The following is a 24,857-nucleotide window of genomic DNA, read 5'->3' on the forward strand; positions in this document are numbered from 1 at the left end:
GACTCTTTTTTAAGGAATTGGTGTCAGGCTTCATTTATTAAAGAATATCAGCAGCTAATTGTGCTAGACCTGATCTTTCTCCTTTTACTAATCGAATATGACCTGCAATCTTTTGATCCTTAAACTTCTCTACCACATATGTTAATCCATTGTTGTATTCATCCAAGTATGGATGGTCAATTTGTTCGGTATCACCCATAAACACGATTTTACTCTTTTCCCCTACTCGGGTGAGAATCGTCTTCACTTCATGCTTGGTTAAATTTTGTGCCTCATCAATGATGATAAATTGCTCTGGTATACTTCTGCCTCGAATATAAGTAAGAGCCTCCACCTCAATTGAACCCATTCCTGCTAAAATGGCGTCTAATTCACCGGGCTTTTTCGTATTGAACAAATATTCCAGATTATCAAAGATTGGCTGCATCCACGGCCTAAGCTTTTCCTGTTTTTCGCCAGGTAAGAATCCAATATCTTTCCCGACCGGCACGATTGGGCGGGCGACTAGAAGCTTTTTATATTGTCCCAAATCTTCTGTCTGCATGAGACCAGCGGCAAGTGCTAATAATGTTTTGCCAGTTCCCGCTTTGCCTATTAACGTCACCAATGGAATATCTGTTCTTAATAATAGCTCAAATGCCATTGTTTGTTGCACATTTCTCGGTTTAATCCCCCAAATATGATCCTGTTTAAAATGAAGTTTCCTCACCACTTTACCTGTCTTATCGACTACCCCAATAGCAGATGAAGAACCACCTAATGCGTCTTTTAAGAGGATGAATTGATTTGGATAAAATGGGTGATTGACTAATTCTGTTACATGAAGTTCTCCTTTTTCATAAAAAAGATCGAGAAGGTTACGGTTTATATAAATCTCGAGAAAACCAGAATAAATATGATCAACCTCAACAACCCGGTCACTCAGAAAATCTTCAGATTGTAATCCTAATGCATCAGCCTTTACCCGCACTAATGCATCCTTACTAACCAAAATCACCTGTTTTCCATTTTCCTTTGATTGTTCTTCTAATGAAAGATTTTTGGCGACCGCTAGGATGCGGTTATCGTTTGTTTTTTCAACAAAGATTTCTTGTAGCTCATGAAAGGATCTGTGATTTAATTCAATTCTTAGACTACCACCTGTTTCAAGGCGAATTTTCTCGTGCAGCTTCCCTGTTTGACGCATATTATCTATTAGCTTTGAAACCTGTCTTGCGTTTCTGCCTATTTCATCCATATAACGTTTTTTTGAGTCTACCTCTTCTAACACTACTGCGGGTATAACAACCTCATTATCTTCAAATGAAAATATTGCTCTGGGATCTTGCAGTAATACATTCGTGTCTAATACATAAATTTTCCCCAAAATCACGCCTCCTACTCAAGTGGGTTTCAATTTTTTGTTTTAGGAGTGAAACAGGTAAATCCATTCTTATGAAATTTTTTTATTATAGTATATTAGTCAATCCCATTTTTGTTCATGTAAGGACGACCGTTGATAAAAATATATGTATGGATGAATAAAGATAGAAGAATAATTAAACAATAAAAAAAGAAAACACATAGAACGATGGGAGGCAAAACGGTGAGATATATTTATATCCTTCTGTTCGCAAGTATACTATTTATTGTTTCTGGTTGCGGTGCAAATAATAATGCTGGAGAAGATGTCAACGATACACGAGTAAAGGTTCAGAATACAGTCGATAATAATATTGACAGAAAAACAGGACAGGAAATTGCGAGTCATCTTGTCGAACTTGCTAGCAGTGTTCCTAAGGTGAATGATGCGACAGCCGTTGTACTAGGAGAGTTTGCAGTCGTTGGGATTGATGTAGATTCTAAGCTGGAACGGTCGAGAGTACAAACGATTAAATATTCGGTCGCTGAAAGTCTACAGCACGACCCACATGGTGCAAATGCAATCGTTATTGCAGATGCCGATACTTATGAGCGGTTGAAGCAAATGAAGAAACATATTGAAGATGGAAGACCTGTTACAGGTGTTTTGGATGAATTAGCACAAATTGTTGGTCGATTGGTTCCCGATATACCGAGTGATATAATTGATAATGACAATACAGAACCAACAAAAACGAATGATAAACAGTTAAATCCGCAAGAACAACAAAAATTTGATAAGGAACAGCAAGATCAGTCAAATGATAAAATGGGAAATAGATAAATCGAAATGGAGTATTGCATACCCTTGCAATGCTCCTTTTTATAATGATTTTTGTCAGAAAAGTAAATAATGTTGTATAATAAGAAAAACGCAAGGCGCAGTATTGAGGAACATCGACTAACTACCGCCACGTCCTGTGACGAACGTCGATGTCAGCACTTCCTGTGCAAGTCAAGCATAAGACAAGCGCTGACAGAAGGTGCACTTTAGCCTTACGTTGCGATTGGCTAGACCATAGAGCCGATGGCGCCTGGAGTTAGACATAAAAAAAATAGATACAAGATTATACAAGAGGGGTTCATAAAATGAAAGTAAAATGTGTAATTTGTGATAAAATCGAGGATATTGAAGACGAATCGAGCCTCGCTAAACGACTTAGAAATCGCCCAATCCATACATATATGTGTCAGGACTGCCATGATCGTATTGAAACAAGGACAAATGAGCGAATTGCAACAAATAAATTTAAGCTATACCGCAAGAAGAAAACCGACGACGATTGGTGGTAAACAAAAAAGCCGAACATATATGCTCGGCTTTTTTGTATTATTCGTAATTTTGATATCTCTCAGGATGTTCTTGAATTTGATCATGCATAACCTCGATTAACTCAATTGGAAATCGTGCACTTTTTTCTTCTCCATCAATCGTATACTTTACAAAATACATGACATCATCTTTTTGAACATCAATATCCTGAAACTTAAACTCATTAACTAAAATATCCTCAAAAAGATCGCATGTATCCTTTGCTGCTTTATCATCAGGTCTGGCTTCAGCCACAATTTTGATCGTTAACCAATTATAAATTGCATCCTGCAGGGATTTCATCAGATTACCTCCTACGCTTCACTTTTTTTTGTTTGGTGAAGGCGAATTTTATAAATAATTAAAATAGCAGCGGTAATCGCTAATCCTTCTGAGATTGGTAAGAATGCACCTAAAAACGTTAAAATTGTACAGCCTAGAGCAAGACATACATAAATGACAATATTTTTTAACAAAGGCAATTTTTTTGCAAATCCCAATCGAAACACAAGAATCGTTAGGAGTAAGATTACAATGTACAATATATTTGAACCGACATTTGGAGTTGTCGATGTATAGATTGTTTTTGCAATCGGCCACATATGTTCATAGACATCCATAACTATTCATACCCCTCTTTCTGACACTAACTATCATTAAAGTATCAGAAAGAGACAAGCTTCACAACCTTAATGATTCACTTCGGCAAGTTTTTTTCGTTTTGCTGTTTTTTCACGTTCATTTTTATCGAGAACCTTTTTACGTAAACGGATGGATTCTGGTGTAACCTCACAATACTCATCATCGTTTAAGTATTCAAGTGATTCTTCTAGAGACATAATACGTGGCTTTTTCATTGTTGTCGTTTGATCCTTGTTTGCAGAACGCATGTTTGTCATTTGTTTTGCTTTAACGATATTAACCGTTAAATCATTTTCACGAGTATGTTCTCCAACAATCATACCTTCATAAACTTCAGTTCCAGGCTCAACAAAAATCGTTCCTCGGTCCTCAACACCCATAATCCCGTACCCGGTTGCTTTTCCTGATTCCATTGAAACTAGAACGCCTTGTCTGCGTCCGCCAACTTGGCCATGAGCCATTGGTTTATAACTATCAAAAGTATGATTTAGGATCCCAAAACCTCTTGTTAAGGTTAAAAATTCAGTAGTGTATCCAATAAGTCCACGTGCAGGCACCATAAAAATAAGTCGGACTTGGCCATTACCATTATTAATCATATCTAACATTTCACCTTTTCGTGCACCAATTGATTCCATGATGGAACCAGTATGTTCTTCAGGTACATCGATTTGCACACGTTCAACTGGTTCACAACGAACTCCGTCGATTTCTCTTACAATAACTTCTGGCTTAGACACTTGAAGCTCATAGCCTTCACGACGCATATTTTCAATTAATATTGATAAGTGAAGTTCTCCACGTCCTGAAACAATCCACGCATCCGGAGAATCCGTATTATCAACGCGTAAGCTTACATCGGTTTGAAGCTGTGCACGCAAGCGTTCTTCAATTTTACGAGAAGTTATATATTTCCCTTCACGTCCAGCAAACGGACTGTTATTTACTAAAAATGTCATTTGTAATGTAGGCTCATCGATATGAAGAACTGGTAAGGCATCTTGGTGGTCGATTGGACAAACTGTTTCCCCGACATTGATAGCCTCCATACCTGATACCGCAACTAGATCTCCAGCTTTTGCTTCCTGGATTTCAATTCGCTTTAATCCTGAGAAACCAAAGATTTTTGTTAAACGGAATTGTTTCACACTGCCATCTAATTTCATTAAAGCAACTTGTTGTCCAACATGCATCGTTCCTCTGAATACACGTCCGATTCCAATTCGTCCAACATAGTCATTATAATCAAGTAAGGCTACCTGGAATTGTAAAGGCTCTTCGCTATTATCAACAGGAGCAGGAATATTTTCAATGATACAGTCGAATAATGCTTCCATATTCTCATCCTGTTGATGAGGGTCTGTACTTGCTGTTCCATTAAGTGCTGAAGCATAGACGACCGGAAACTCTAATTGTTCTTCAGATGCGTCTAGCTCGATAAATAAGTCGATTACTTCATCGATTACTTCCTCTGGTCGAGCAAAGTCACGGTCAATTTTATTTACAACCACGATTGGTCTAAGATTTTGCTCCAATGCCTTTTTCAATACAAACCGAGTTTGCGGCATACAGCCTTCATATGCGTCGACGACTAATAGTACGCCATCAACCATTTTCATGATACGTTCAACTTCTCCACCAAAGTCAGCATGTCCGGGAGTATCCATAATATTAATGCGGGTATCCTTATAATTAATTGCCGTATTTTTGGCAAGTATTGTGATACCACGTTCACGTTCAATGTCGTTTGAGTCCATTGCACGTTCTTCTACATGTTCATTAGTACGGAAAGTTCCTGATTGATGAAGCATTGTGTCTACAAGTGTTGTTTTACCATGGTCAACGTGAGCAATAATTGCTATATTTCGTAAGTCATTACGTGTTGTCACGATTTCACATCTCCTATTATCAGATTAAATTAGAAAAGCGCAAGGCGCCCGCCTATCGGTGACAAGCATAAGACGAGCGCTGACAGAAGGTGTATTTTACCTTCCGAAGCGATTGGCTAGACCCGCGAGCCGATGGCGCCTGGAGCTAGACAAAATAAAAATTAATCACCATTTACATTTTTTTACTTTTTAAAAAAGCTGCAACTAAAATATTATATACCAAAGAGTAGAAATAATATATATTTATCTGTAAAATAAATTATGGAAAGGGGTCAATCTCTATGAAAAACGTGAATATCCCAATGCTTCTCTTTGCGATTGCCACAGCTGTCTGTATTATGTTAATTGGAGTATCGATAGCTGAAAGAAGTATGTTAGGTATTATTCTGTCTATTATTGCAGTAATTATTGTGACAGGTTTAGGATTTACGACAAAGAAAAAAATGCGTGAGAATGGCAGAATTTAGCTCTGCCTTCCCACGCTTTATTTTTAAGCTTCATCGCATTTGGTTACTATTTTCTTTTTAAAAATTTGGTAAAAATTTCTTTATGTAAATTGGGTCTAGCTACAAATACACTATTCTCTTTTAAAAAGTTTAGCGGCTCTCCATCTAGTGTAGAGATAACCCCGCCTACCTCATTTAAAAGCACTACACCCGCTGCAAAATCCCAAGGTGAAAGGCGCATTGTTATATATATATCGATTCTGCCTGTTACAAGATAGGCTAGTTCCAAAGCCGCTGAACCATAAGAACGTGTTCCACGAACGCTATTTACTATCGGAATCAAAATTTTCGGATCAATTCGTTTATTTTCGGTTACCCAGGTTGCATTTATGGCAAATATCGCTTTTTCAAGAGGGACCTCACCTAAAGGTTCAATTTTCGTTGAGTTAAAATAGGCACCTTGTCCTTTTCGTGCGTGATAGAGTTCATCATGCACGACATCGTAAATAAGACCGATTTGCCCTACCCCTTCCTCGTATACTGCAACTGAAATTGCAAAATGGCGCTGTTGATGAACAAAATTCATGGTACCATCAATTGGATCGATTATCCATGTAATCCCTTTCAATGACTGGATTTGATCCCCAAATCCTTCCTCTCCAAGAATTTGGTGTGATGGATAGGTTCCATGGATTTTTTCGATAAAAAACTGCTCAGTTTCTTTATCCATATTTGTTACAAGATCATCTGGATTTGATTTAGTCTCCACAACAAGCTTTTCTTGAAATGAATCTCTTATTCGTTTACCAGCTTCCCTGATCCATTGTTTTGCAAAAGAATCTATTTCATTCCAATTTACCATTGTATGTACCTCACTTTTTTATCTCACAAGATAGTATACGCTAAGTATTACTCTTTAAAAGCTTACTTTACTTATTTACAGAAAAGCAAGCAATAAGGAAAGCGAACCAAAATTGGTTCGCCATTACGCATTTTATGCCTCTAATTTTATGATTTCTTTACTTAATCTCTGTAGTTTCTTTTTGCATTCAGCCTTTTTCATCTCGTCATTTTCATTCATCGCATCATAAAGGGTTGCTAATTCATAATCTACTTCTAAACGTAACACTGCCAAGCGTTTCTCTCCGTCTTTTCGCTTTAAATCATTAATCACTTGTTTCAATTTCCGCACCCCTTTCCTCTATTTCAATCATCACTATCCCTTATTGACTTTTTCACTTGTTACTCTTAACTTATGAAAAAACTGGAGCATTGTAACAAATATGTGCGTATACCTAGATAAGCCGTAACTCTAATATCCAATACGCTTCTTACATTCATCCCCAAATTATGGAGAACTTCTGTTGAATAAAGTTAAAGCAGTCTAGTTTAGAATTTCTTAACTTTTTGTTAAAATATGAATAGGAATATCAATAGGAGGATACATAAAATGACTTTTACAGGGTTTACAAATGATGACTTTGACGTATTTACAATAGATGGACTTGAAAACCGAATGGATGCCCTAATTACACATGTTCGACCTAAATTAGAGGATTTAGGTAATCATTTTGCACCCACACTCTCAAGCCTTACAGGAGACGAGATGTTTGCACATGTGGCAAAACATGCGAGAAGGACAATTAATCCACCTAAAGATACCTGGGTTGCTTTTGCCAATAATAAGCGGGGATATAAAATGCTGCCCCATTTCCAAATCGGACTATGGAATACACACCTCTTTGTCTGGTTTGCAGTGATTTATGAGGCACCGATTAAAGCTGGGTTTGGAAAGATTTTGTTGGAGCACTCGGAAAAAATTAAAGAGGATACCCCTCACCATTTTCTATGGTCAGTCGATCACACAAAACCGGAAACAATTAACCATCATGAATTAGATGAACAAAAGCTTGAAGCGATGTTTACAAGACTCCAAACTGTCAAAAAGGCTGAAATACTTTGTGGAATTAACATTCCCCGAGATGAAATAATTGATATGAAACCAGAAGAGTTAGTACGAGTAATTGATGGAACTTTCAGAAAGTTAATACCATTATACCAGTTAGCGCAAAAAAGTTCAAAATAAGTTTCAAGATATATGCATTTTTCGGCAAGCTTATACGTAAAAAAGGATGTCCTATTTATAATAGACATCCTTTTAAAAATCTATGGCAACCGCCGGAGGCTGTAAAATTATTCAGTTGGGGTATGCACACCAACTGAATAATTTTACATTTTAATCTTTTCTGTATTTTCTTTTGCTTTTTGGATCACACGGTATGGAGAATATCCGCTCATTTCCTCAAATTCACCACAAATCTGTTTCTCCTCAGATTTGCTTGGAACAATTTCTTTAAAACGTTTATATGCCTGCATCATTTTATCTCTTGCAATTCCCTTCTCATATGCCTTTTCAACGCATTCAAAAAAGGCAATTACATCAACTACTTCATCTGTACTCCAATCTAATGAAACTGGATATTGATAATCCAACTACCTCACCTCTATTCACTCCACTTATTCCTGATTGCCTCCGCATCGGAGATTATTCGATCAAATAGATCTGCAACTGATGGTACATCCTTAATGAGCCCCATGACCTGTCCAGCCCAAGCATATCCTCCATCTACTTTTCCATCATAAATGTAGCTCATATTAGCTTGACCACTAATGTATTCCTTTAATCCTTCATATCCGCTGTTTGCTTCTTCTAGCTGAAGAATCTTTGAGGTCCATTTATTTGAAATCACTCGACCAGGTGCTCCAAGGGATCGTTTAATCACGACCGTATCATTTTCAGTCCCATTAATCAATGCTTCTTTATAGGCCTGATGGGCATGAACACATTCTTTTGTGGCGATAAAGCGAGTTCCCATTTCGATTCCTTCAGCCCCTAAGCTTAAGGCTGCCATTAATCCGCGACCATCACCAATACCTCCAGAAGCAATTACTGGAATCGATACTGCATCGACAACCTGTGGAATAAGCACCATTGATCCAATATCCTGTCTACCCAGGTGCCCTCCGCCCTCTTGACCAACAACCATCACAGCGTCCGCTCCTAATTCCTCCGCTTTTTCCGCTTGCCTTCTAGCTGCAACAAGAACAAGTTTCTTTGTATTTATTCCTTTTAATTGTTCAAAAATTGGAGCAGGATTTCCACCAGTCATTGTAATTACAGGGACTTCCTCCTCAATTGCTACTTCAAGCATGTCTGAAAACGGCCTTCCGTGTTGTCCTATCGCATAATTAACCCCAAATGGGTTCTTTGTAAGTTTTTTTACTTTTTTAATTTCATTCCGTAGCTCATCTGGTGTTCTAAGTGACATTGCAGTTATTTGACCAAGTCCTCCTGCATTTGAAACAGCTGCTGCAAGATCGGAATAAGCTAAGTAAGCAAGTCCTCCCTGAATAATTGGATATTGAATACCTAATAAAGACGAAACCTTTGTTTCCCAATTCATATAACTCCCACCTTTCAAATATCCATTTCGTGATAACTGCCCAATATTCCTTTTTTTTATTGTTTTTTGCTTACTTGATCCTTAACTAAGATACAGCAAAGTTTAACAATCCAAAAAATGTTTAATTCCCCCCTACACGTGACAATTTAAAATAGAGAAATATTTTTATATGCAAATGGCGAAAGAAGTGCTATAATTCACTTGTTTTATGTAGAAAAATGACAAATAAAGAGGTGTGGTAATCAATTGTCACAAAATGAAACACCATTATTTACTGGCCTTGTTGAACACGCAAAAAAGAATCCAACCCAATTCCATATTCCCGGACATAAAAAAGGTGCTGGGATCGATCCTGACTTTCGACACTTTATCGGTGATAACGCCTTATCCATCGATTTAATTAATATTGGACCTTTAGATGATCTTCATCAACCTAAAGGAATTATTAAGCAAGCCCAAGACCTTGCTGCTGAAGCGTTTGGTGCAGATTATACATTTTTTTCAGTTCAAGGTACAAGTGGAGCAATTATGACGATGGTCATGGCTGTCTGTGGCCCTGGAGATAAAATCATAGTGCCAAGAAACGTGCATAAATCTGTTATGTCAGCCATCGTATTTTCCGGTGCAGTTCCAATCTTCATCCACCCGGAAATTGACAGTCAATTAGGAATTTCTCATGGAATTACTACGGACTCTGTTGAAAAGGCACTCGAACAGCACCCTGATGCCAAGGGCTTACTGGTGATTAACCCAACCTATTTCGGCATTGCAGCAGACTTAAAAAGAATTGTGGATATTGCTCATTCCTATGATGTTCCGGTTCTTGTTGACGAAGCGCATGGTGTTCATATTCACTTCCATGAAGGTCTTCCTCTATCAGCGATGCAGGCGGGAGCAGACATGGCTGCTACAAGCGTCCATAAACTTGGAGGATCAATGACCCAAAGCTCTATTTTAAATGTAAAAGAGGGGTTAGTATCCGCTAATAGGGTACAATCGATCTTAAGTATGCTCACAACTACATCAACTTCTTATTTGTTATTAGCATCCTTAGACGTTGCTAGGAAACAGTTAGTGACTGAAGGCCATGAATTGATTGAAAAAACAATCATGTTAGCCGATTATATTCGTGAAAAAATCAATGAAATCGAAAAACTATATTGTGTTGGGCGTGAAATTTTAGGCTCAAAAGCTACATTCGATTTTGATCCAACAAAACTAGTCATTTCCGTAAAAGACCTTGGCATTACTGGATCAGATGCGGAGGTTTGGCTTCGTGAAAAATACAATATTGAAGTAGAGATGTCCGACCTCTATAACATCCTATGTATTGTGACTCCTGGTGATTCCAGGAGAGAGGCCGATTTACTAATAGAGGCGCTTGCTAATCTTTCTGATGAAGTGTCCCATCTTTCAGAATCAAAAACTATACCTGAAGTATTACTGCCAGATATTCCTGTTCTTGCATTATCACCAAGGGATGCCTTTTATTCCGAAACAGAAGTGGTGCCATTTGAAGAATCTGCTGGACGAGTAATAGCTGAATTCGTAATGGTATACCCACCGGGAATACCAATTTTTATCCCAGGAGAAATTATTACAGAAGAGAACTTAACTTATATCCATACAAATATTGAGGCAGGTCTTCCTGTCCAAGGACCTGAGGATTATGAGTTAAAATTTCTGCGTGTCATCAAAGAACATAGGGCGATTCGGTGAAGCCAAAAAGAAAGCATGCAAACTTCTGCATGCTTTTTTCATATTTTTATTGAGATTAATTTTCGTCGTGATGGCAATCGCAGTGGTCGCAAGTTGAATAAAGTGTTGTAACCTTCTCGTATTCAAAGTGCTCGATTGTTTCACTGCATGTTTGGCAGATGATTGTACCCATTATTCAAACCCCTTTCGAAAAGTAGATGTCCTTCAACTCATTTTGAAAACGTTTTATGTTATGTTACTTTTATAATAGTATGTCACATTTGGTTAGTCAATGGTTAATTGTATAACGTTTTTATTTTTTTTATATTTATTTTTAGCATAATTACTAAAAACCAAGGATATCAGCATCCAAGATAATCTGAAGTTGTACGTTTTACCATTTAAATGCTAGAATAAGAGATACATATGAATACAATCCGGAGTAGGAGTGAAAAGTTTGGAAAACGCATACATAAAGCTCGTCTCTAAATCAAACATACAAAATATTTCACTTGATGATGTTAAAGACCTCTTTAACTATTACAAAGAAATTACAGGTAAAACTGGCAAACAGCTTGATTGGGATTACAATAACGCTGCATTCCCCTACCAAATTAAAGAGATTAATCACGAAAAAAATTGGTTTTACTTAAAATCAGATCAACAAAAATATAACGCAATTGTTATTGGTGTGGGCCACGAAAAAATTGAAGATGAAATTGATGAAATCAAAGAACAAACCTATATCCAAGTCACCCTTCCGGAAAGTTCAACCCCAGGTGACAAAGGAAAAGCAAATGAATTTTGTAAGTTCCTAGCTAAAAAACTTGAAGGTGAATTACACTTATTTAATGAACGAGTGATGTATTTCTACAAACGAAAATAGCAAAAATCATTTATTAGCGAAATAAAAATAGACCATATCATTGAGATGTGGTCTATTTTATGTGAAGGCCCAAAAAACTTTTTCAAATGAGAAAAAGCAAATAAAGGAAATTGCTGTTACAAGCAAAGATCCTTTTCGTGTCAAACCGATTTTAAAAGCGATTAAGAAAGCAACATAACAAAAGATAATCAACAATATTCCTTTCGCAAGAAAACGATCGGAGCCAGATAACCATGTAACCAATGAAAAAGCACTCCAAATTAAAATTTGAATCAAACCAATTACATATACCTTCATGAAGAAACTCCCCTTTACACCTTCAGGCCATATGCTCGTCTTCTATAAAATTCTATTTACTTTATTAATTAATATGCACATAAAGATGGTAGTATTTTTCATTTTTGTAACAAATCGATTACATCGGAAAGAATTTTTAGAATACATGATAAAATAAACTGGAATGAAAAAATAGGTGTTTTGTATTATTTTGATTAGCTTTAAAGACCTATACATTTGACTATTTTATGGAAGAGTGATTATAAAAATGAAGACATCTATTCTAATCATACTTTCTTTTTTTATACTTTCCTCGTGTTCTTCGTACAAGGCACAGCCACCAGTACCGGAAACCGATGAAAAACAAATTATCTTTTTTTCAGATGAGGATAATCTACGTAATGAGAGTAACTACTATGATGCGTTACTGGAGCTAAAAAACAAATTCCCAACTGAAATCGCAAATATGAAGGTCGTATCTTCTGATGACAATAGACTTTATACAAAATATGAAGTTGAAGAATCTCCATCTTTATTAATCGTCCAACAAGACAAAGTCCTAAAAAAAATTGAAGGTAATGTTAAAAAAGATGAAATAATTACTCCCTTAGAAAATGTACTTTCTTCGACGGCAAGTTCAAAAAATTAAAATAAAAAAATCGCTCCGATTGGAGCGATTTTTTTGTATTCATTATTTTACAATATGAATTGGAGTTCCTAAAGCAACTTCCGCTGCTTCCATTGTAATTTCACCAAGAGTTGGATGAGCGTGAATTGTCATTGCGATATCTTCCGCTGTCATTCCTGCTTCAACAGCAATACCTAATTCGGAAATAATATCCGATGCACTTTCTCCAGCTACTTGAGCACCAATGAGAAGTCCATCTTCTTTACGAGTAATGAGCTTCACGAAACCATCAGTTGCTTCAAGAGCTAGGGCACGGCCATTTGCAGCATATGGGAATTTAGCTGCTACAATTTCAATGCCTTCGTCTTTCGCTTGTTGCTCTGTGTAACCAACAGTAGCAAGTTCAGGTTCAGAGAACACAACTGCCGGAATTCCTAAGTAGTCAATTTCAGATGTCTCACCTGCAATTGCTTCTGCTGCAATTTTACCTTCATATGAAGCTTTATGAGCTAATTGAGGTCCAGGTACAATATCGCCAATTGCGAAAATATTGCTTACGCTAGTACGACATTGTTTATCAATTTCGATAACGCCTCTTTCGTTCATTTTAACACCTGCAAGCTCTAAGCCAAGCTCGTCAGTATTAGGACGACGTCCAACCATTACGAATACATAATCTGCATCGATGGATTGTTCTTCACCTTTTGCTTCATACTTCACGGTAACACCAGTTTCGGTTTCTTCAACACCTTTAGCTAGTGCTTTTGTAATGATTTCAGCGCCTTTACTCTTCAGATTCTTCTTCACAAGTGCAGTCATTTGCTTTTCAAATCCAAGAAGAATGTCATCAGCACCTTCTAGAATTGTTACTTGTGAGCCAAAGTTTGCATAAGCTCCTCCAAGCTCAATACCAATAACACCGCCGCCGATTACAACGATTTTTTCCGGTACTTCTTGAAGTGCTAGTGCACCTGTTGAATCGAGTACACGTTTTGAATATTTAAAAGATGGTATCTCGATTGGACGAGATCCAGTAGCAATAATTGCATTTTTGAAGTTATACGTTTGTGCTGAGTTTTCACTCATTACACGTAAAGAGTTAGCATCAACGAAGAATGCCTCCCCTTGAACAACGTCAACTTTATTCCCTTTTAAAAGTCCAGCTACTCCACCAGTTAATTTCTTTACAACACCATCTTTAAATGCTTGAACCTTAGAAAAATCAAGGGTAACATTGTCAGCTTTGATTCCCATTGATTCAGAATTTTTAGCTGTTTCATAACGGTGTCCTGCGGAGATTAGTGCCTTAGATGGGATACATCCAACGTTAAGACAAACACCACCAACAGTAGCTTTCTCTACGATGGTTACCTTTTGTCCAAGTTGTGCTGCACGAATCGCCGCAACATATCCACCAGGGCCAGCACCAATAACTATTGTGTCTGTTTCGATCGGAAAATCTCCTACTACCATGTTTAATTACGCCTCCATTAATAATAATTGTGGGTCATTTAACAAGCGTTTAATTTGGTTGAGTGCGTTTTGAGCAGTAGCCCCATCAATCATACGGTGGTCAAAGCTTAGTGATACAGCAAGTACCGGAGCTACAACAATCTCACCATTTTTTACAACTGGTTTTTCCGCAATACGACCGATACCTAAGATTGCAACCTCAGGGTGGTTAATAACAGGAGTGAACCATTGTCCGCCTGCCGATCCAATATTGCTTATTGTACATGATGCACCCTTCATTTCATCAGGAGCAAGCTTACCATCACGGGCCTTAACTGCTAATTCATTAATTTCATTTGAAATTGTGAAAATTGATTTACGATCTGCATCTTTAACAACTGGTACAAGAAGTCCTCTATCTGTATCCGCAGCAATACCGATATTAAAGTAATGCTTATGAATAATTTCATCAGTTGCATCATCTAGTGATGTATTTAATGCAGGGAATTCACGCAATGCTGAAGTTAATGCCTTAACTACATAAGGAAGATATGTTAATTTAATACCTTTTTCAGCAGCAACTGCTTTGAACTTCTTACGGTGAGCAACCAATTCAGTTACATCAACTTCGTCCATTAATGTAACATGTGGAGCCGTATGTTTTGAGTTAACCATAGCCTTAGCGATTGCTTTACGAATTCCACTCATTTTTTCACGAGTTTCTGGATATTGACCAGCTGGAATTGGTTGTTTCGCAGGAGCTTTAGCTGTCTCCTCAGGAGCTGCTTGTGATGTTTGGGCAACCTGGCTGTCTTGCGCAACAGTTGCACCACCAGAAAGGAATGCGTCAATATCTGACTTCATTATTCTACCATTATCGCCACTTCCTGCAACCTTTTTAATATCAATTCCTTTTTCACGTGCATATTTTCGAACTGATGGCATTGCAATTATGCGGCGGTTTTCGTCCACATCCGCTGCAGGTTGAGAAGTTTCAGACGAACTCTCTGTTGCTTGAACTTGTGCTTCTTCTTTAGGTGCCTCTTGAGATTCCTCACCTTTAAATTGAATGTCCTCATATCCAGGAGCATCAAATTTTATTAGAGTATCACCTACAATTGCAACAGTACCTTCTTCAACTAGAACTTCGAGTACCTTCCCTTTAACAGGTGAAGGAATTTCTACTACTGCTTTATCATTTTGAACCTCACAAAGAACATCGTCCTCATTTACTTCATCGCCTGGTTTTACAAACCATTTTACGATTTCACCTTCATGGATACCTTCACCGATATCTGGCAACTTAAATTCAAATGCCACGGTATTCGCCTCCTATATAGTAAGTTATTTCAATTCAAATATGCCTTGGTGCACGACTCTACACATGAAGTTATTACTTTTGTTATCCGTACACCAACGGCTTTTTAGTTGTAATTGGGATTATAGTTCCCATTTTCGTTTAATAAATCAAATGCGCCTTGGCGTATTTGTGCCCAGATTTTTTCGAGCTCGCTCGAAAAGTTACCTTTGAAAATCTGTGGCATCCGCCGAAGGCTTTAACTTTATTCAGACGGAATTTGAACCCTGACTGAATTGTATTCTTTAGTTGCATTCATCCACTTATAGAATTGGGAGACTTCTGCTGAATAAAGTTAAAAGTTCAATACTTTCTTAGCTGTTTCAATTACATCTTTGAAGTTTGGTAACCAAACTGATTCTGCTTGCGAGAATGCGAATACTGTATCAGGTGCAGCTACACGTAATACAGGAGCTTCTAGGCTTAAGATTGCACGGTCATTTATTTCTGCAACTACGTTTGCTGCAATACCCGCTTGTTTTTGAGCTTCTTGAACAACGATGGCTCGTCCTGTTTTTTCAACAGAAGCAATGATTGTCGGAATATCTAGTGGGCTTACAGTACGGAGGTCAATAACTTCTGCAGAAACACCCTCTTTTTCTAACTCAGTTGCAGCTTTTAAGCACTCATGTACCATTGCCCCATAAGAAATCATAGTTAGGTCTGTACCTTCACGCTTTACCTCAGCTTTTCCTAACTCGATTGTGTATTCACCCTCTGGAACTTCCTGACGGAATGAACGATAAAGTTTCATATGCTCAAGGAAGACAACAGGGTCGTTATCACGAATGGCTGCAATCAATAGACCTTTTGCATCATATGGTGTTGATGGAATAACAACCTTTACACCAGGCTGTTGAGCAATTAGCCCTTCCAAGCTATCTGCGTGAAGTTCTGGTGTATGTACACCTCCACCGAATGGTGAACGAATCGTTACTGGAGCACTGTAACGTCCGCCTGAACGATAACGCAGACGAGCTAATTGGCCACTAATGGAATCCATTACTTCGTAAACAAATCCAAAGAACTGGATTTCTGGAACGGGACGGAAACCTTCTAAACTTAAACCAACAGCAAGCCCACCAATCCCTGATTCAGCAAGTGGCGTATCAAATACACGATCTTCACCGAATTCAGCCTGTAGACCTTCAGTTGCACGGAACACACCGCCGTTAACACCAACGTCTTCTCCAAAAACTAAGACATTTGGGTCATTTTTTAATTCTGTGCGTAACGCATCAGTGATTGCTTGAATCATTGTCATTTGCGCCATGGCTTACTTCGACTCCTTCGCTTTATAGATTTCCATTTGCTCCTCTAAATTTTGAGGAAGCACTTCGAACATATGTGAAATTAAGTCAGTAACCTTTTGTTTTGGTTGTTCATCTGCTTTTTTGATTGCGTTCTTGATATCTTCTTTTGCTTCTTCGATAACTTGGTTTTCCAATTCTTCATTCCAAATACCTTTACCTTCAAGATATTTGCGGAAACGAACTAGCGGATCTTTCTTTTCCCATTCATTATCAAGCTCGGATGTACGGTATCTTGTTGGATCATCTCCAGCCATTGTATGTGGACCGTAACGATAGGTCATAGTCTCAATTAACGTTGGGCCCTCACCATTAACTGCACGCTCACGAGCTTCTTTAACAGCTACATACACTGCCAGTGGATCCATTCCATCAACTTGAATTCCAGGAATACCAGCTGCTACAGCTTTTTGTGCTAAAGTAGTTGCTGCTGATTGTTTTTCAACAGGTGTAGAAATTGCAAAACGGTTGTTTTGAACAACGAAAATAGCCGGTGCTTTGAATGCTCCAGCAAAGTTAATTCCCTCATAGAAATCACCTTGTGAAGTTCCACCGTCACCTGTATACGTAATCGCAACTGATTTTTTGCCGCGCTTTTTCATACCTAATGCAACACCAGCACACTGTATGTATTGTGCCCCAATGATGATTTGTGGAGAAATCACATTAACTCCCTCAGGCATTTGGTTCCCATGGAAATGTCCACGTGAGAATAAAAATGCTTGATATAATGGTAAACCATGCCACACGATTTGAGGTACATCACGGTAACCTGGTAAAATAAAATCTTCTTTTTCTAAAGCAAATTGAGACGCAAGTTGAGATGCTTCTTGACCTGCAGTCGGAGCATAGAAACCTAAACGACCTTGACGGTTTAATGAAATAGAGCGTTGATCAAGGATTCGTGTATAGACCATTCTTCTCATTAATTCTTTTAATTGATCATCACTTAAATCAGGAACAGCAGCTTTATTTACTACTTCTCCTTCTTCATTTAAGATCTGAAACATAGGAAAGTTTTCTGCAACCTTATTCAGTTGCCCTTGTAAATCAAAGACATTTGCTTTTACAGCCATCTTCTTTTCGCTTCCTTTCTTACCCTATTTTCTTTAATACAAAACATACAGCATTAGGTTACCCAAATATATCTTTTCAAAGACATCTTTTATCCTGGCTTACGTAGTCTTTAAGATGTAATGACTTATCGTTATGCTCGAAAAGGATATTCTGACTCCTAAATGAAGCTGTATTAATTATTTTGGTAAAGCAATTAATACAACTGCTCTCTATCCATTTCCAAGTTTACAACAATGATAGAAAGTCGTCAAATTGTTTGTTTACTGTTTTATTACTTGTACATATTTTTTATTATTTTACACTTTTATCCAATTTAAAAATCTGTATCAGTACACACTTTGCATCTGTATCATAAGAAATATAGTTTTCACGATTTTTTTAATTTGTTAATGGGTAAAAAACCATTAGAAAAGGACTACCAGTAATGATAGCCCTTTCATCATATGTATTTTTATTCCTCTTCAAAGACAACTTCCAGTCCAGCATTTTTATAGAATGAAACCTTAGCTTTGTTGTATTCCTCAGTTAATTTATTAAAGGCCTCATTTGCTGAAACCACTTTCTCATAGGTTTCGTTGATCAGATTGATTTGTTGTTCTAATTCTTCTAATGTTAAATCTTCATTTTGGAACATTTCATATAATTTCTTATCATGTCCAATTGCTTCTGTGTAAGCGGAATATAACTCCTCATAACTATCATAACGCTGATTCATTAAAGTACCTAAAGCATCCGCCTCTTCTTTAACATTTTCTTCTTTAATCTCGGAAATTAGAGAATCAATTTTTTGAAACTCTTTTTTGGAGGCCTTTATACTTTCGTGCTCATTGTTAATTCTAGATTCTCGGTCAGCCACAATGGTTAGAGCCTCATTAGATAACGAAACGATTTGATCAAATTCTTTCATACCTAATGTTAAAATTTCATCATAAAGCTCTTTTTCCTTTTTCTCTAACTCCACTAATGGATCTTGTTGTTTTTCAAAGTCTCTTTCAACTGAGACAACTTTTTCTAATGTCTCATAAATTTGTTCTTCAGGTGATGGTCCGCCCATACATCCCATTAAGAGAAAAACCATACAAATTAAAACAATTGAAAGTTTAAATGTTGTTTTATTTTTCAAGATCTGCTCCCCCTTAGATACTTACAATATACTATATAATAATATGTTTTCATAACAGAAATTTATAATTTGGTTTATTTTTAAATATATTAGTCTATCCAGGCTTTAGAACAAGGTTGACCATCATACTTTTGTATTCTAAAAAGATGGGACCTTTGGTAAACTTAAACATACAAAATAAGCATCAGGATCAGGAAGTGATAACAAAATGATTACTATGGAAAATATAATCCGTGAAGGCCATCCAACATTACGAAAAGTGGCAAAAGAGGTAACTTTACCGGCATCAGCAGAAGACCGAAAAATTTTAAAAGACCTCATTGAATATGTAAAAAACAGTCAGAACCCAGAAATTGCAGAACAATATGGGCTCAGACCGGGAATTGGGCTTGCCGCACCACAGATTAACGTTTCGAAGCGAATGATTGCCATTCATCTTAAGGAAAATGATATTCTTTATAGCTATGCTCTGTTCAATCCAAAGATTATTAGACATTCTGTTAAAAAGATTTATTTAACGGCTGGAGAGGGATGCTTATCGGTTGACCGGGCTGTACCAGGCTTTGTTCCTCGCTATGCGAAAATCAAGGTGAAAGGAACTAATCTGGATGGTGAAGAAGTCTTTATGGAACTTCAGGGTCTGGCGGCTATTTGTTTCCAGCATGAGATTGATCATTTAAATGGCATTATGTTTTATGACCATATTAATGAAGAAGATCCATTTGCTGAACCAGATCATGCAATTCCAATTGAACGGTAAAGGAAGTACCGATGTGCAAAGCATGTCGGTGCTTTTTCAATGATTACTTCCAATTATTTGCCATGATAATCCATCCTTTTTTTTCACATACTAAGGACAAATTCATATATCGCATCGATTATAGAATGTTTAAAGTATCAAAAAAAGGGAGATGATAGTCATGCTAAAAAAGTTACGGGAAAAATTAATTAAGCAGTGGCAGGATTTATTAAAAAGGAAGTCGATTGCTTAATTCATGAGAAAGAAATATATAGAGCCCTTCGAAATTCGGAGGGTTCGTTATATACTAACCTTCTTATTAATGATATAATTAATCTTTAGGTGTACGGTTTTTTGAACTTCATCCTTAATCGGCTTTATCGAAAAATCAAAGTATTCGCCTCTAATTTACCCCCTCTTTTTACCTATTTAGGACACATTGATAAGAATTATTTTGGAAAAGCAAGAAAAAACATGAAAATCATGTTATATTTTTATATAATAGAAAAAGTTACTCTAACTTTCGGAAATTAAGGAGAGATTTGGCAATGATTTTTAAAGTTTACTACCAAGAAGATGCTTATGAAGTTCCTGTAAGAGAAAATACAAAAACAATGTATATTGAAGCAGAATCTCAAGTTGAGGTACGCAAAAAATTAAAGGAACGGAAAATAAACATTGAATATATTCAAAAAGTGGAAAGTGCCTATCTTGAATATGAAAAACTAAATGAAGATTATAAAGTATTGGAGATTTGATGAATTATGAAATTTGTTAAGAACGATCAAACAGCTGTTTTCGCCTTAGGTGGACTCGGGGAAATTGGTAAAAACACTTATGGCGTGCAGTTTCAGGATGAAATCATCCTGATCGATGCTGGAATTAAGTTTCCAGAGGACGAGCTGTTGGGAATCGACTATGTGATTCCTGATTATAGCTTTCTTGTTAAAAACGAAGATAAAATTAAGGGATTATTTATAACCCATGGACATGAGGACCATATCGGCGGTATTCCTTATTTACTTCGAGAAATTAATGTACCAATCTACGGCGGAAAACTTGCCTTAGGTTTAATTCGAAACAAGTTAGAAGAGCACGGGCTACTCCGTCAGGCAAAGCTTATCGAAATTAAAGAAGATGACATCATAAAGTTCCGTAAAACATCGGTGACTTTTTTCAGAACAACACATAGTATTCCTGATTCATATGGGATTGTCGTAAAGACTCCCCCTGGACAAATCGTACATACAGGAGATTTCAAATTTGATTTCACACCTGTTGGGGAACCTGCAAACCTGCAAAAGATGGCAGAAATCGGTAAAGAAGGAGTTCTATGCTTACTATCTGACAGTACGAATGCGGAAATACCTCATTTCACAATGTCTGAAAGACGTGTTGGTGAAAGTATTCAGGATATTTTCCGTACTGTAGATGGCCGAATTATTTTCGCTACTTTCGCATCAAATATTCATCGCCTTCAACAGGTTGTTGAAGCCGCTGTTCAAAATGATCGAAAAATTGCCGTTTTCGGAAGAAGTATGGAATCTGCAATTACAATTGGGTATGACCTTGGTTATATTCAATGCCCGAAGGATACTTTTATTGATGCAAACCAAATAAACCGTCTTCCTGCCAATAAAGTAGTTATTCTCTGTACAGGGAGCCAAGGTGAATCAATGGCAGCCCTTTCAAGAATTGCCAATGGCACACACCGACAAATTCAAATTATTCCTGGGGATACAGTTGTATTTTCATCTTCTCCTATTCCAGGGAATACACTAAGTGTTAGTCGAATCATCAATATGCTATATCGTGCAGGCGCCGATGTAATCCATGGACCATTAAGTAATATTCATACATCCGGTCATGGTGGTCAAGAAGAGCAAAAATTAATGCTTCGCCTTATGCAGCCAAAATACTTTATGCCAATTCATGGTGAATACCGTATGCAAATCATGCATGCAAAATCTGCTGTTGATTGTGGTGTAAATAAGGAAAATTGCTTTATTATGGATAATGGTGAAGTTCTTGCTTTAAGTGAAAATGAAGCGGCCGTTGCTGGTAAGATTCCTTCAGGTAATGTGTATATCGATGGCAGTGGTATTGGCGATATTGGAAATATTGTATTACGCGACCGCCGTATTCTTTCTGAAGAGGGTCTCGTTATTGTTGTTGTAAGTATTAATATGAAGGACTTTAAAATTGCTGCAGGTCCTGATTTAATTTCGCGTGGATTTGTGTATATGCGTGAATCTGGCGATTTAATCAATGATGCACAAAGTCTGATTTCTAAGCATTTAAATAAAGTAATGGAGCGTCGTACGACACAATGGTCTGAAATTAAGAATGAAATCACAGATACGCTTGCTCCTTTCCTATATGAGAAGACAAAACGTCGCCCGATGATCTTACCAATCATCATGGAAGTTTAATTCGTTCTCATTTAAACCTATATTCAATGTTGATCTCCCACTGAGCCTTCCTCAGTGGGTTTTTTAATTTCATCAAAAAAACGCCTCATATGAGACGTTATTCTTCGATAAGGTTCTTTTCGAAACGGCTGATGTCTGTATCAGCTCCGATAATGATTAGAATATCTCCTTTATGTATTTGCTCGGTTGCTTGTGGAGATACGATGATATTTTTTCCCCTTTTCATCGCTACTATAGTTACCCCATATTTAGCACGCACATCTAATTCAATTAATGATTTCCCATTAATTTTCTGTCCTGCCACAATTTCAATGATACTATGCTCATCAGAAAGCTCTAAATAATCTAATACATTATTTGAAATAATATTATGGGCAATCCGTCTTCCCATATCACGTTCCGGGTGGACAATCTTATCTGCACCAATTTTACTTAAAATTTTCTCATGGTAATCGTTTTGTGCTTTTACCCAAATTTGTTTGACCCCTAATTCCTTAAGGATAATGGTTGTTAAAATACTTGCTTTAAGGTTATCCCCGATTGCCACAATGACTAGGTCAAAATTACGGATCCCAATACTTTTTAGCACAGATTCATCCGTAGAATCACCTACAACCGCATGAGAAGCAATAGACTGATATTCATTCACTTTATCTTCATCAATGTCCATGGCCATAACTTCCATGCCTTCATCACTCAATGCCCGGCAAATACTTCCACCGAACCGACCAAGACCAATGACCGCAAATTCCTTTTTATTCACTGCGATTCCCCCATCAATTTGATGATACCACCCATTTTAACATAAATAATGAATAATGTGGAAGCACCATAAAACCGTTTATTCGTTTCCTGTTTACATAAAAAATGAAAGGACAACTTAAAAGCCGTCCTTTCATCCTTAATCTTACATTGCTTCAAGCATTTTAAATTGCGCTTTTACTAAGCCAAAATACTCTCCTCGTTGTTTCATCAGTTCATCATGATTCCCTTGTTCAATAATTTCACCATGATCCAATACAAATATCGTATCAGATTCACGTATCGTCGATAGTCTATGAGCGATAATGATCGCAGTCCGACCTTTTAATAGCTGTTTTAAGGCTTGTTGGATTTTTACCTCTGTTTCAGTATCAATACTTGCAGTCGCCTCATCCAGAATTAAAATTTTCGGATCGGCCAGAAGTGCACGTGCAAAAGATAATAATTGTCTTTCACCTACTGACAAGATATTTCCTCTCTCCTCGACTTCTGTCTCATATCCATTATTAAGCTTCTCAATAAACTGATTAGCACCAACCGCTTTTGCAGCTGCTATTACTTCTTCATCTGTTGCATCAGGTCTGCCAAAACGAATATTGTCTTTAATCGTACCCGAGAAAATGAAGGTATCTTGGAGCACGACACTTATTTGGGAACGAACACTTTGAAGCGATAATTCCTTAATATCAATTCCATCAATTCGTACTTCCCCACTCGTAGCATCGTAAAAACGACTGATCAGGTTTGCAATCGTAGTTTTACCTGAACCGGTATGACCAACGAGCGCGACTGTTTTACCCGCTTCCATCGTTAAAGAAATCCCTTTTAATGCTTTACGGCTATCATCATATGAAAATTCAACTTGATTAAATTCAACTTTCCCTTTCATATCAGTTAAGTGAATCGCATCTTCTTTTTCGCCAACAATTGGCTTTTCATCAATAAATTCAAAAATACGCTCAGAAGAAGCCATTCCAACAAGCAGTTGATTATACACTTGACCTAGTCGTGAAATAGGCTCCCAGAACATCCCTAAGTAAAAGGCAAAAGAAACGAATACCCCGACGGTTAATCCATTGTCCTGAATTAGCATCGCCCCGAACCAAATTAGAATCGCTGTTCCAACTGCATTTGTCATTTCAACAAACGGACGGAACATGGCATTTTTCTGGGTCGCATCTCTCCAGCTTTCAAAGTTTTCATCGTTAATCCCATCAAAGAATTCGATATTTTCTTGTTCCTGTGTAAAAGCCTGTGTTACACGTATTCCCTGAATACTTTCATTCAAATGCGAGTTGATCATAGATTGCTTGATTCGTACGGTTTGCCACGATCTTCTGATTTTTCTTCTTAATTTAGTCGTAATTAAGACCATTAATGGTAGGATAATCAAGATTGCCAATGTAAGCTTTGGACTTAATCCAAAGAGGATAAAAATAACCCCAAATAAAAGTACAAAGTCCATTAATAGATTAATTACACCATTTGTAAATAATTCCTGAAGAGAGTTAACATCATTCAATATTCGAACTAAAATGGAACCCGCTGATCGCTTATCAAAAAAGCGATGTGAAAGCCCTTGGACATGTGAAAAAAGATGCTTTCGTAAATCGTAAATTATATTTTGACCTAACATATTTGTCCATTTGATTCTAAAAATATTGGCCACATAATTGATGGCATATAACCCAGCAATCGTCACAACTAAAATGATTAATAAACTCATATCTTTATTGGCAATCGCATGGTCAATCGTATACTTCCCAATTAAAATAGGTGCGATTAACCGAACCGCGGTTGTCAGTAAAACCATGATAATTGCAAGTGGTAACAGATTCTTAGAATATGGTTTCATGTATGCTAGTAATCTAAGCATTTGCTTCCAGTTAAACGGTTTTTCAATTGCTTGATCTGTTGAATAATGGAAGCGATGTTTAATATCTTGTTTTTCTTCCTGGGACAT

General features: G+C 37.2%; 27 protein-coding genes. 10 read left to right on the forward strand and 17 right to left on the reverse strand.

The features are described from left to right. Positions 1-37 precede the first annotated feature (37 nt). On the reverse strand, positions 38-1,366 hold the full coding sequence (locus LKW28_RS11730) for a PhoH family protein (RefSeq protein WP_229140549.1): 1,329 nt from the start codon (positions 1,364-1,366) through the stop codon (positions 38-40). Between the two features lie 204 nt (positions 1,367-1,570). On the opposite strand from LKW28_RS11730, the gene LKW28_RS11735 reads away from it, so the two are divergent. Next, positions 1,571-2,185, forward strand: coding sequence for a YhcN/YlaJ family sporulation lipoprotein (locus LKW28_RS11735; protein WP_229140550.1), 615 nt, complete (start codon positions 1,571-1,573; stop codon positions 2,183-2,185). A 305-nt stretch (positions 2,186-2,490) separates the two neighbouring features. Next, positions 2,491-2,694, forward strand: a complete 204-nt coding sequence (locus tag LKW28_RS11740; protein ID WP_229140551.1) for a YlaI family protein — start codon at positions 2,491-2,493, stop codon at positions 2,692-2,694. Between the two features lie 37 nt (positions 2,695-2,731). Here the strand turns inward: LKW28_RS11740 and LKW28_RS11745 are convergent, their stop codons facing one another. From LKW28_RS11745 to typA, 3 genes are all read right to left on the reverse strand, one after another. Next, a complete protein-coding gene (locus LKW28_RS11745) occupies positions 2,732-3,016 on the reverse strand; it encodes a hypothetical protein (protein ID WP_229140552.1) in 285 nt (94 codons plus the stop codon). 11 nt (positions 3,017-3,027) lie between these two features. Next, positions 3,028-3,333: a YlaH-like family protein gene (locus tag LKW28_RS11750; protein ID WP_420708866.1), complete on the reverse strand. Its 306-nt coding sequence runs from the start codon at positions 3,331-3,333 to the stop codon at positions 3,028-3,030. Positions 3,334-3,402: 69 nt separating this feature from the next. Then, the gene (typA, locus tag LKW28_RS11755) at positions 3,403-5,244 is read right to left on the reverse strand and encodes a translational GTPase TypA (protein ID WP_229140553.1); all 1,842 of its coding nucleotides are present in this window, start codon (positions 5,242-5,244) and stop codon (positions 3,403-3,405) included. Between the two features lie 281 nt (positions 5,245-5,525). Here typA and LKW28_RS11760 point away from each other — a divergent pair, with 281 nt between their 5' ends. Continuing rightward, positions 5,526-5,711 carry a YlaF family protein gene (locus LKW28_RS11760; RefSeq protein ID WP_229140554.1) on the forward strand — a complete coding sequence of 62 codons (186 nt, stop codon included), beginning with the start codon at positions 5,526-5,528 and terminating at the stop codon, positions 5,709-5,711. Between the two features lie 46 nt (positions 5,712-5,757). Here LKW28_RS11760 and LKW28_RS11765 read toward each other — a convergent pair whose 3' ends face one another. Together LKW28_RS11765 and LKW28_RS11770 are read right to left on the reverse strand one after the other, a co-directional pair. Next, positions 5,758-6,552 carry an inositol monophosphatase family protein gene (locus LKW28_RS11765; RefSeq protein WP_229140555.1) on the reverse strand — a complete coding sequence of 265 codons (795 nt, stop codon included), beginning with the start codon at positions 6,550-6,552 and terminating at the stop codon, positions 5,758-5,760. Positions 6,553-6,684: 132 nt separating this feature from the next. After that, positions 6,685-6,873 (reverse strand): hypothetical protein, encoded by a 189-nt coding sequence (locus LKW28_RS11770; RefSeq protein WP_229140556.1) that lies wholly within the window; start codon positions 6,871-6,873, stop codon positions 6,685-6,687. A 267-nt stretch (positions 6,874-7,140) separates the two neighbouring features. Between LKW28_RS11770 and LKW28_RS11775 the strand changes: the two genes are divergently transcribed. After that, complete coding sequence (locus tag LKW28_RS11775) at positions 7,141-7,776, forward strand: YktB family protein (protein ID WP_229140557.1); 636 nt, start codon at positions 7,141-7,143, stop codon at positions 7,774-7,776. Between the two features lie 143 nt (positions 7,777-7,919). Here the strand turns inward: LKW28_RS11775 and LKW28_RS11780 are convergent, their stop codons facing one another. After that, the gene (locus tag LKW28_RS11780; protein WP_229140558.1) at positions 7,920-8,183 is read right to left on the reverse strand and encodes a UPF0223 family protein; all 264 of its coding nucleotides are present in this window, start codon (positions 8,181-8,183) and stop codon (positions 7,920-7,922) included. Between the two features lie 11 nt (positions 8,184-8,194). Further along, entirely contained in the window at positions 8,195-9,154 is a 960-nt protein-coding gene (locus LKW28_RS11785; protein WP_229140559.1) for an NAD(P)H-dependent flavin oxidoreductase, read from the reverse strand. Positions 9,155-9,400: 246 nt separating this feature from the next. Here LKW28_RS11785 and LKW28_RS11790 point away from each other — a divergent pair, with 246 nt between their 5' ends. After that, positions 9,401-10,873 (forward strand): aminotransferase class I/II-fold pyridoxal phosphate-dependent enzyme, encoded by a 1,473-nt coding sequence (locus LKW28_RS11790; protein ID WP_229140560.1) that lies wholly within the window; start codon positions 9,401-9,403, stop codon positions 10,871-10,873. Positions 10,874-10,928: 55 nt separating this feature from the next. Here the strand turns inward: LKW28_RS11790 and LKW28_RS11795 are convergent, their stop codons facing one another. Then, positions 10,929-11,045: a GapA-binding peptide SR1P gene (locus LKW28_RS11795; RefSeq protein ID WP_229140561.1), complete on the reverse strand. Its 117-nt coding sequence runs from the start codon at positions 11,043-11,045 to the stop codon at positions 10,929-10,931. Between the two features lie 264 nt (positions 11,046-11,309). Between LKW28_RS11795 and LKW28_RS11800 the strand changes: the two genes are divergently transcribed. Next, the gene (locus LKW28_RS11800) at positions 11,310-11,738 is read left to right on the forward strand and encodes a DUF1885 family protein (protein ID WP_229140562.1); all 429 of its coding nucleotides are present in this window, start codon (positions 11,310-11,312) and stop codon (positions 11,736-11,738) included. A gap of 57 nt (positions 11,739-11,795) precedes the next feature. On the opposite strand, the gene LKW28_RS11805 is transcribed toward LKW28_RS11800, so the two are convergent. Then, the gene (locus tag LKW28_RS11805) at positions 11,796-12,035 is read right to left on the reverse strand and encodes a hypothetical protein (protein ID WP_229140563.1); all 240 of its coding nucleotides are present in this window, start codon (positions 12,033-12,035) and stop codon (positions 11,796-11,798) included. 247 nt (positions 12,036-12,282) lie between these two features. Between LKW28_RS11805 and LKW28_RS11810 the strand changes: the two genes are divergently transcribed. Next, on the forward strand, positions 12,283-12,663 hold the full coding sequence (locus LKW28_RS11810) for a hypothetical protein (protein WP_229140564.1): 381 nt from the start codon (positions 12,283-12,285) through the stop codon (positions 12,661-12,663). A 42-nt stretch (positions 12,664-12,705) separates the two neighbouring features. Here LKW28_RS11810 and lpdA read toward each other — a convergent pair whose 3' ends face one another. From lpdA to LKW28_RS11835, 5 genes are all read right to left on the reverse strand, one after another. After that, positions 12,706-14,115 (reverse strand): dihydrolipoyl dehydrogenase, encoded by a 1,410-nt coding sequence (gene lpdA, locus LKW28_RS11815; RefSeq protein WP_229140565.1) that lies wholly within the window; start codon positions 14,113-14,115, stop codon positions 12,706-12,708. Between the two features lie 6 nt (positions 14,116-14,121). After that, the gene (locus LKW28_RS11820) at positions 14,122-15,414 is read right to left on the reverse strand and encodes a dihydrolipoamide acetyltransferase family protein (protein WP_229140566.1); all 1,293 of its coding nucleotides are present in this window, start codon (positions 15,412-15,414) and stop codon (positions 14,122-14,124) included. 332 nt (positions 15,415-15,746) lie between these two features. Further along, complete coding sequence (locus LKW28_RS11825) at positions 15,747-16,724, reverse strand: alpha-ketoacid dehydrogenase subunit beta (RefSeq protein ID WP_229140567.1); 978 nt, start codon at positions 16,722-16,724, stop codon at positions 15,747-15,749. Positions 16,725-16,727: 3 nt separating this feature from the next. Continuing rightward, positions 16,728-17,837: a pyruvate dehydrogenase (acetyl-transferring) E1 component subunit alpha gene (pdhA, locus tag LKW28_RS11830; protein WP_229140568.1), complete on the reverse strand. Its 1,110-nt coding sequence runs from the start codon at positions 17,835-17,837 to the stop codon at positions 16,728-16,730. A 452-nt stretch (positions 17,838-18,289) separates the two neighbouring features. Beyond that, positions 18,290-18,961 (reverse strand): YkyA family protein, encoded by a 672-nt coding sequence (locus tag LKW28_RS11835; RefSeq protein WP_229140569.1) that lies wholly within the window; start codon positions 18,959-18,961, stop codon positions 18,290-18,292. 208 nt (positions 18,962-19,169) lie between these two features. On the opposite strand from LKW28_RS11835, the gene def reads away from it, so the two are divergent. From def to rnjA, 3 genes are all read left to right on the forward strand, one after another. Then, positions 19,170-19,721 (forward strand): peptide deformylase, encoded by a 552-nt coding sequence (gene def / locus LKW28_RS11840; RefSeq protein ID WP_229140570.1) that lies wholly within the window; start codon positions 19,170-19,172, stop codon positions 19,719-19,721. A gap of 527 nt (positions 19,722-20,248) precedes the next feature. Next, the gene (locus LKW28_RS11845; RefSeq protein ID WP_229140571.1) at positions 20,249-20,458 is read left to right on the forward strand and encodes a DNA-dependent RNA polymerase subunit epsilon; all 210 of its coding nucleotides are present in this window, start codon (positions 20,249-20,251) and stop codon (positions 20,456-20,458) included. A gap of 6 nt (positions 20,459-20,464) precedes the next feature. Continuing rightward, entirely contained in the window at positions 20,465-22,132 is a 1,668-nt protein-coding gene (gene rnjA, locus LKW28_RS11850) for a ribonuclease J1 (RefSeq protein WP_229140572.1), read from the forward strand. Between the two features lie 97 nt (positions 22,133-22,229). Here rnjA and LKW28_RS11855 read toward each other — a convergent pair whose 3' ends face one another. Together LKW28_RS11855 and LKW28_RS11860 are read right to left on the reverse strand one after the other, a co-directional pair. Further along, positions 22,230-22,895, reverse strand: a complete 666-nt coding sequence (locus LKW28_RS11855) for a potassium channel family protein (protein ID WP_229140573.1) — start codon at positions 22,893-22,895, stop codon at positions 22,230-22,232. Positions 22,896-23,039: 144 nt separating this feature from the next. Next, on the reverse strand, positions 23,040-24,857 hold the full coding sequence (locus tag LKW28_RS11860; RefSeq protein WP_229140574.1) for an ABC transporter ATP-binding protein: 1,818 nt from the start codon (positions 24,855-24,857) through the stop codon (positions 23,040-23,042).

It is taken from the genome of Bacillus sp. REN16 (genome assembly GCF_020731355.1).
Lineage (GTDB): Bacteria > Bacillota > Bacilli > Bacillales > Bacillaceae_L > Ferdinandcohnia.

Bases quoted from the DNA above. Each gene is read 5' to 3' on its own strand.
- LKW28_RS11860 (WP_229140574.1), bottom strand. From the start codon at position 24,857: ATGTCCCAGGAAGAAAAACAAGATATTAAACATCGCTTCCATTATTCA.
- LKW28_RS11825 (WP_229140567.1), bottom strand. From the start codon at position 16,724: ATGGCGCAAATGACAATGATTCAAGCAATCACTGATGCGTTACGCACA.
- LKW28_RS11810 (WP_229140564.1), top strand. From the start codon at position 12,283: ATGAAGACATCTATTCTAATCATACTTTCTTTTTTTATACTTTCCTCG.
- LKW28_RS11805 (WP_229140563.1), bottom strand. From the start codon at position 12,035: ATGAAGGTATATGTAATTGGTTTGATTCAAATTTTAATTTGGAGTGCT.
- LKW28_RS11740 (WP_229140551.1), top strand. From the start codon at position 2,491: ATGAAAGTAAAATGTGTAATTTGTGATAAAATCGAGGATATTGAAGAC.
- LKW28_RS11745 (WP_229140552.1), bottom strand. From the start codon at position 3,016: ATGAAATCCCTGCAGGATGCAATTTATAATTGGTTAACGATCAAAATT.
- LKW28_RS11775 (WP_229140557.1), top strand. From the start codon at position 7,141: ATGACTTTTACAGGGTTTACAAATGATGACTTTGACGTATTTACAATA.
- lpdA (WP_229140565.1), bottom strand. From the start codon at position 14,115: ATGGTAGTAGGAGATTTTCCGATCGAAACAGACACAATAGTTATTGGT.
- def (WP_229140570.1), top strand. From the start codon at position 19,170: ATGATTACTATGGAAAATATAATCCGTGAAGGCCATCCAACATTACGA.
- rnjA (WP_229140572.1), top strand. From the start codon at position 20,465: ATGAAATTTGTTAAGAACGATCAAACAGCTGTTTTCGCCTTAGGTGGA.
- LKW28_RS11750 (WP_420708866.1), bottom strand. From the start codon at position 3,333: ATGGATGTCTATGAACATATGTGGCCGATTGCAAAAACAATCTATACA.
- LKW28_RS11845 (WP_229140571.1), top strand. From the start codon at position 20,249: ATGATTTTTAAAGTTTACTACCAAGAAGATGCTTATGAAGTTCCTGTA.
- LKW28_RS11760 (WP_229140554.1), top strand. From the start codon at position 5,526: ATGAAAAACGTGAATATCCCAATGCTTCTCTTTGCGATTGCCACAGCT.
- LKW28_RS11795 (WP_229140561.1), bottom strand. From the start codon at position 11,045: ATGGGTACAATCATCTGCCAAACATGCAGTGAAACAATCGAGCACTTT.
- LKW28_RS11765 (WP_229140555.1), bottom strand. From the start codon at position 6,552: ATGGTAAATTGGAATGAAATAGATTCTTTTGCAAAACAATGGATCAGG.
- LKW28_RS11785 (WP_229140559.1), bottom strand. From the start codon at position 9,154: ATGAATTGGGAAACAAAGGTTTCGTCTTTATTAGGTATTCAATATCCA.
- LKW28_RS11735 (WP_229140550.1), top strand. From the start codon at position 1,571: ATGGGAGGCAAAACGGTGAGATATATTTATATCCTTCTGTTCGCAAGT.
- pdhA (WP_229140568.1), bottom strand. From the start codon at position 17,837: ATGGCTGTAAAAGCAAATGTCTTTGATTTACAAGGGCAACTGAATAAG.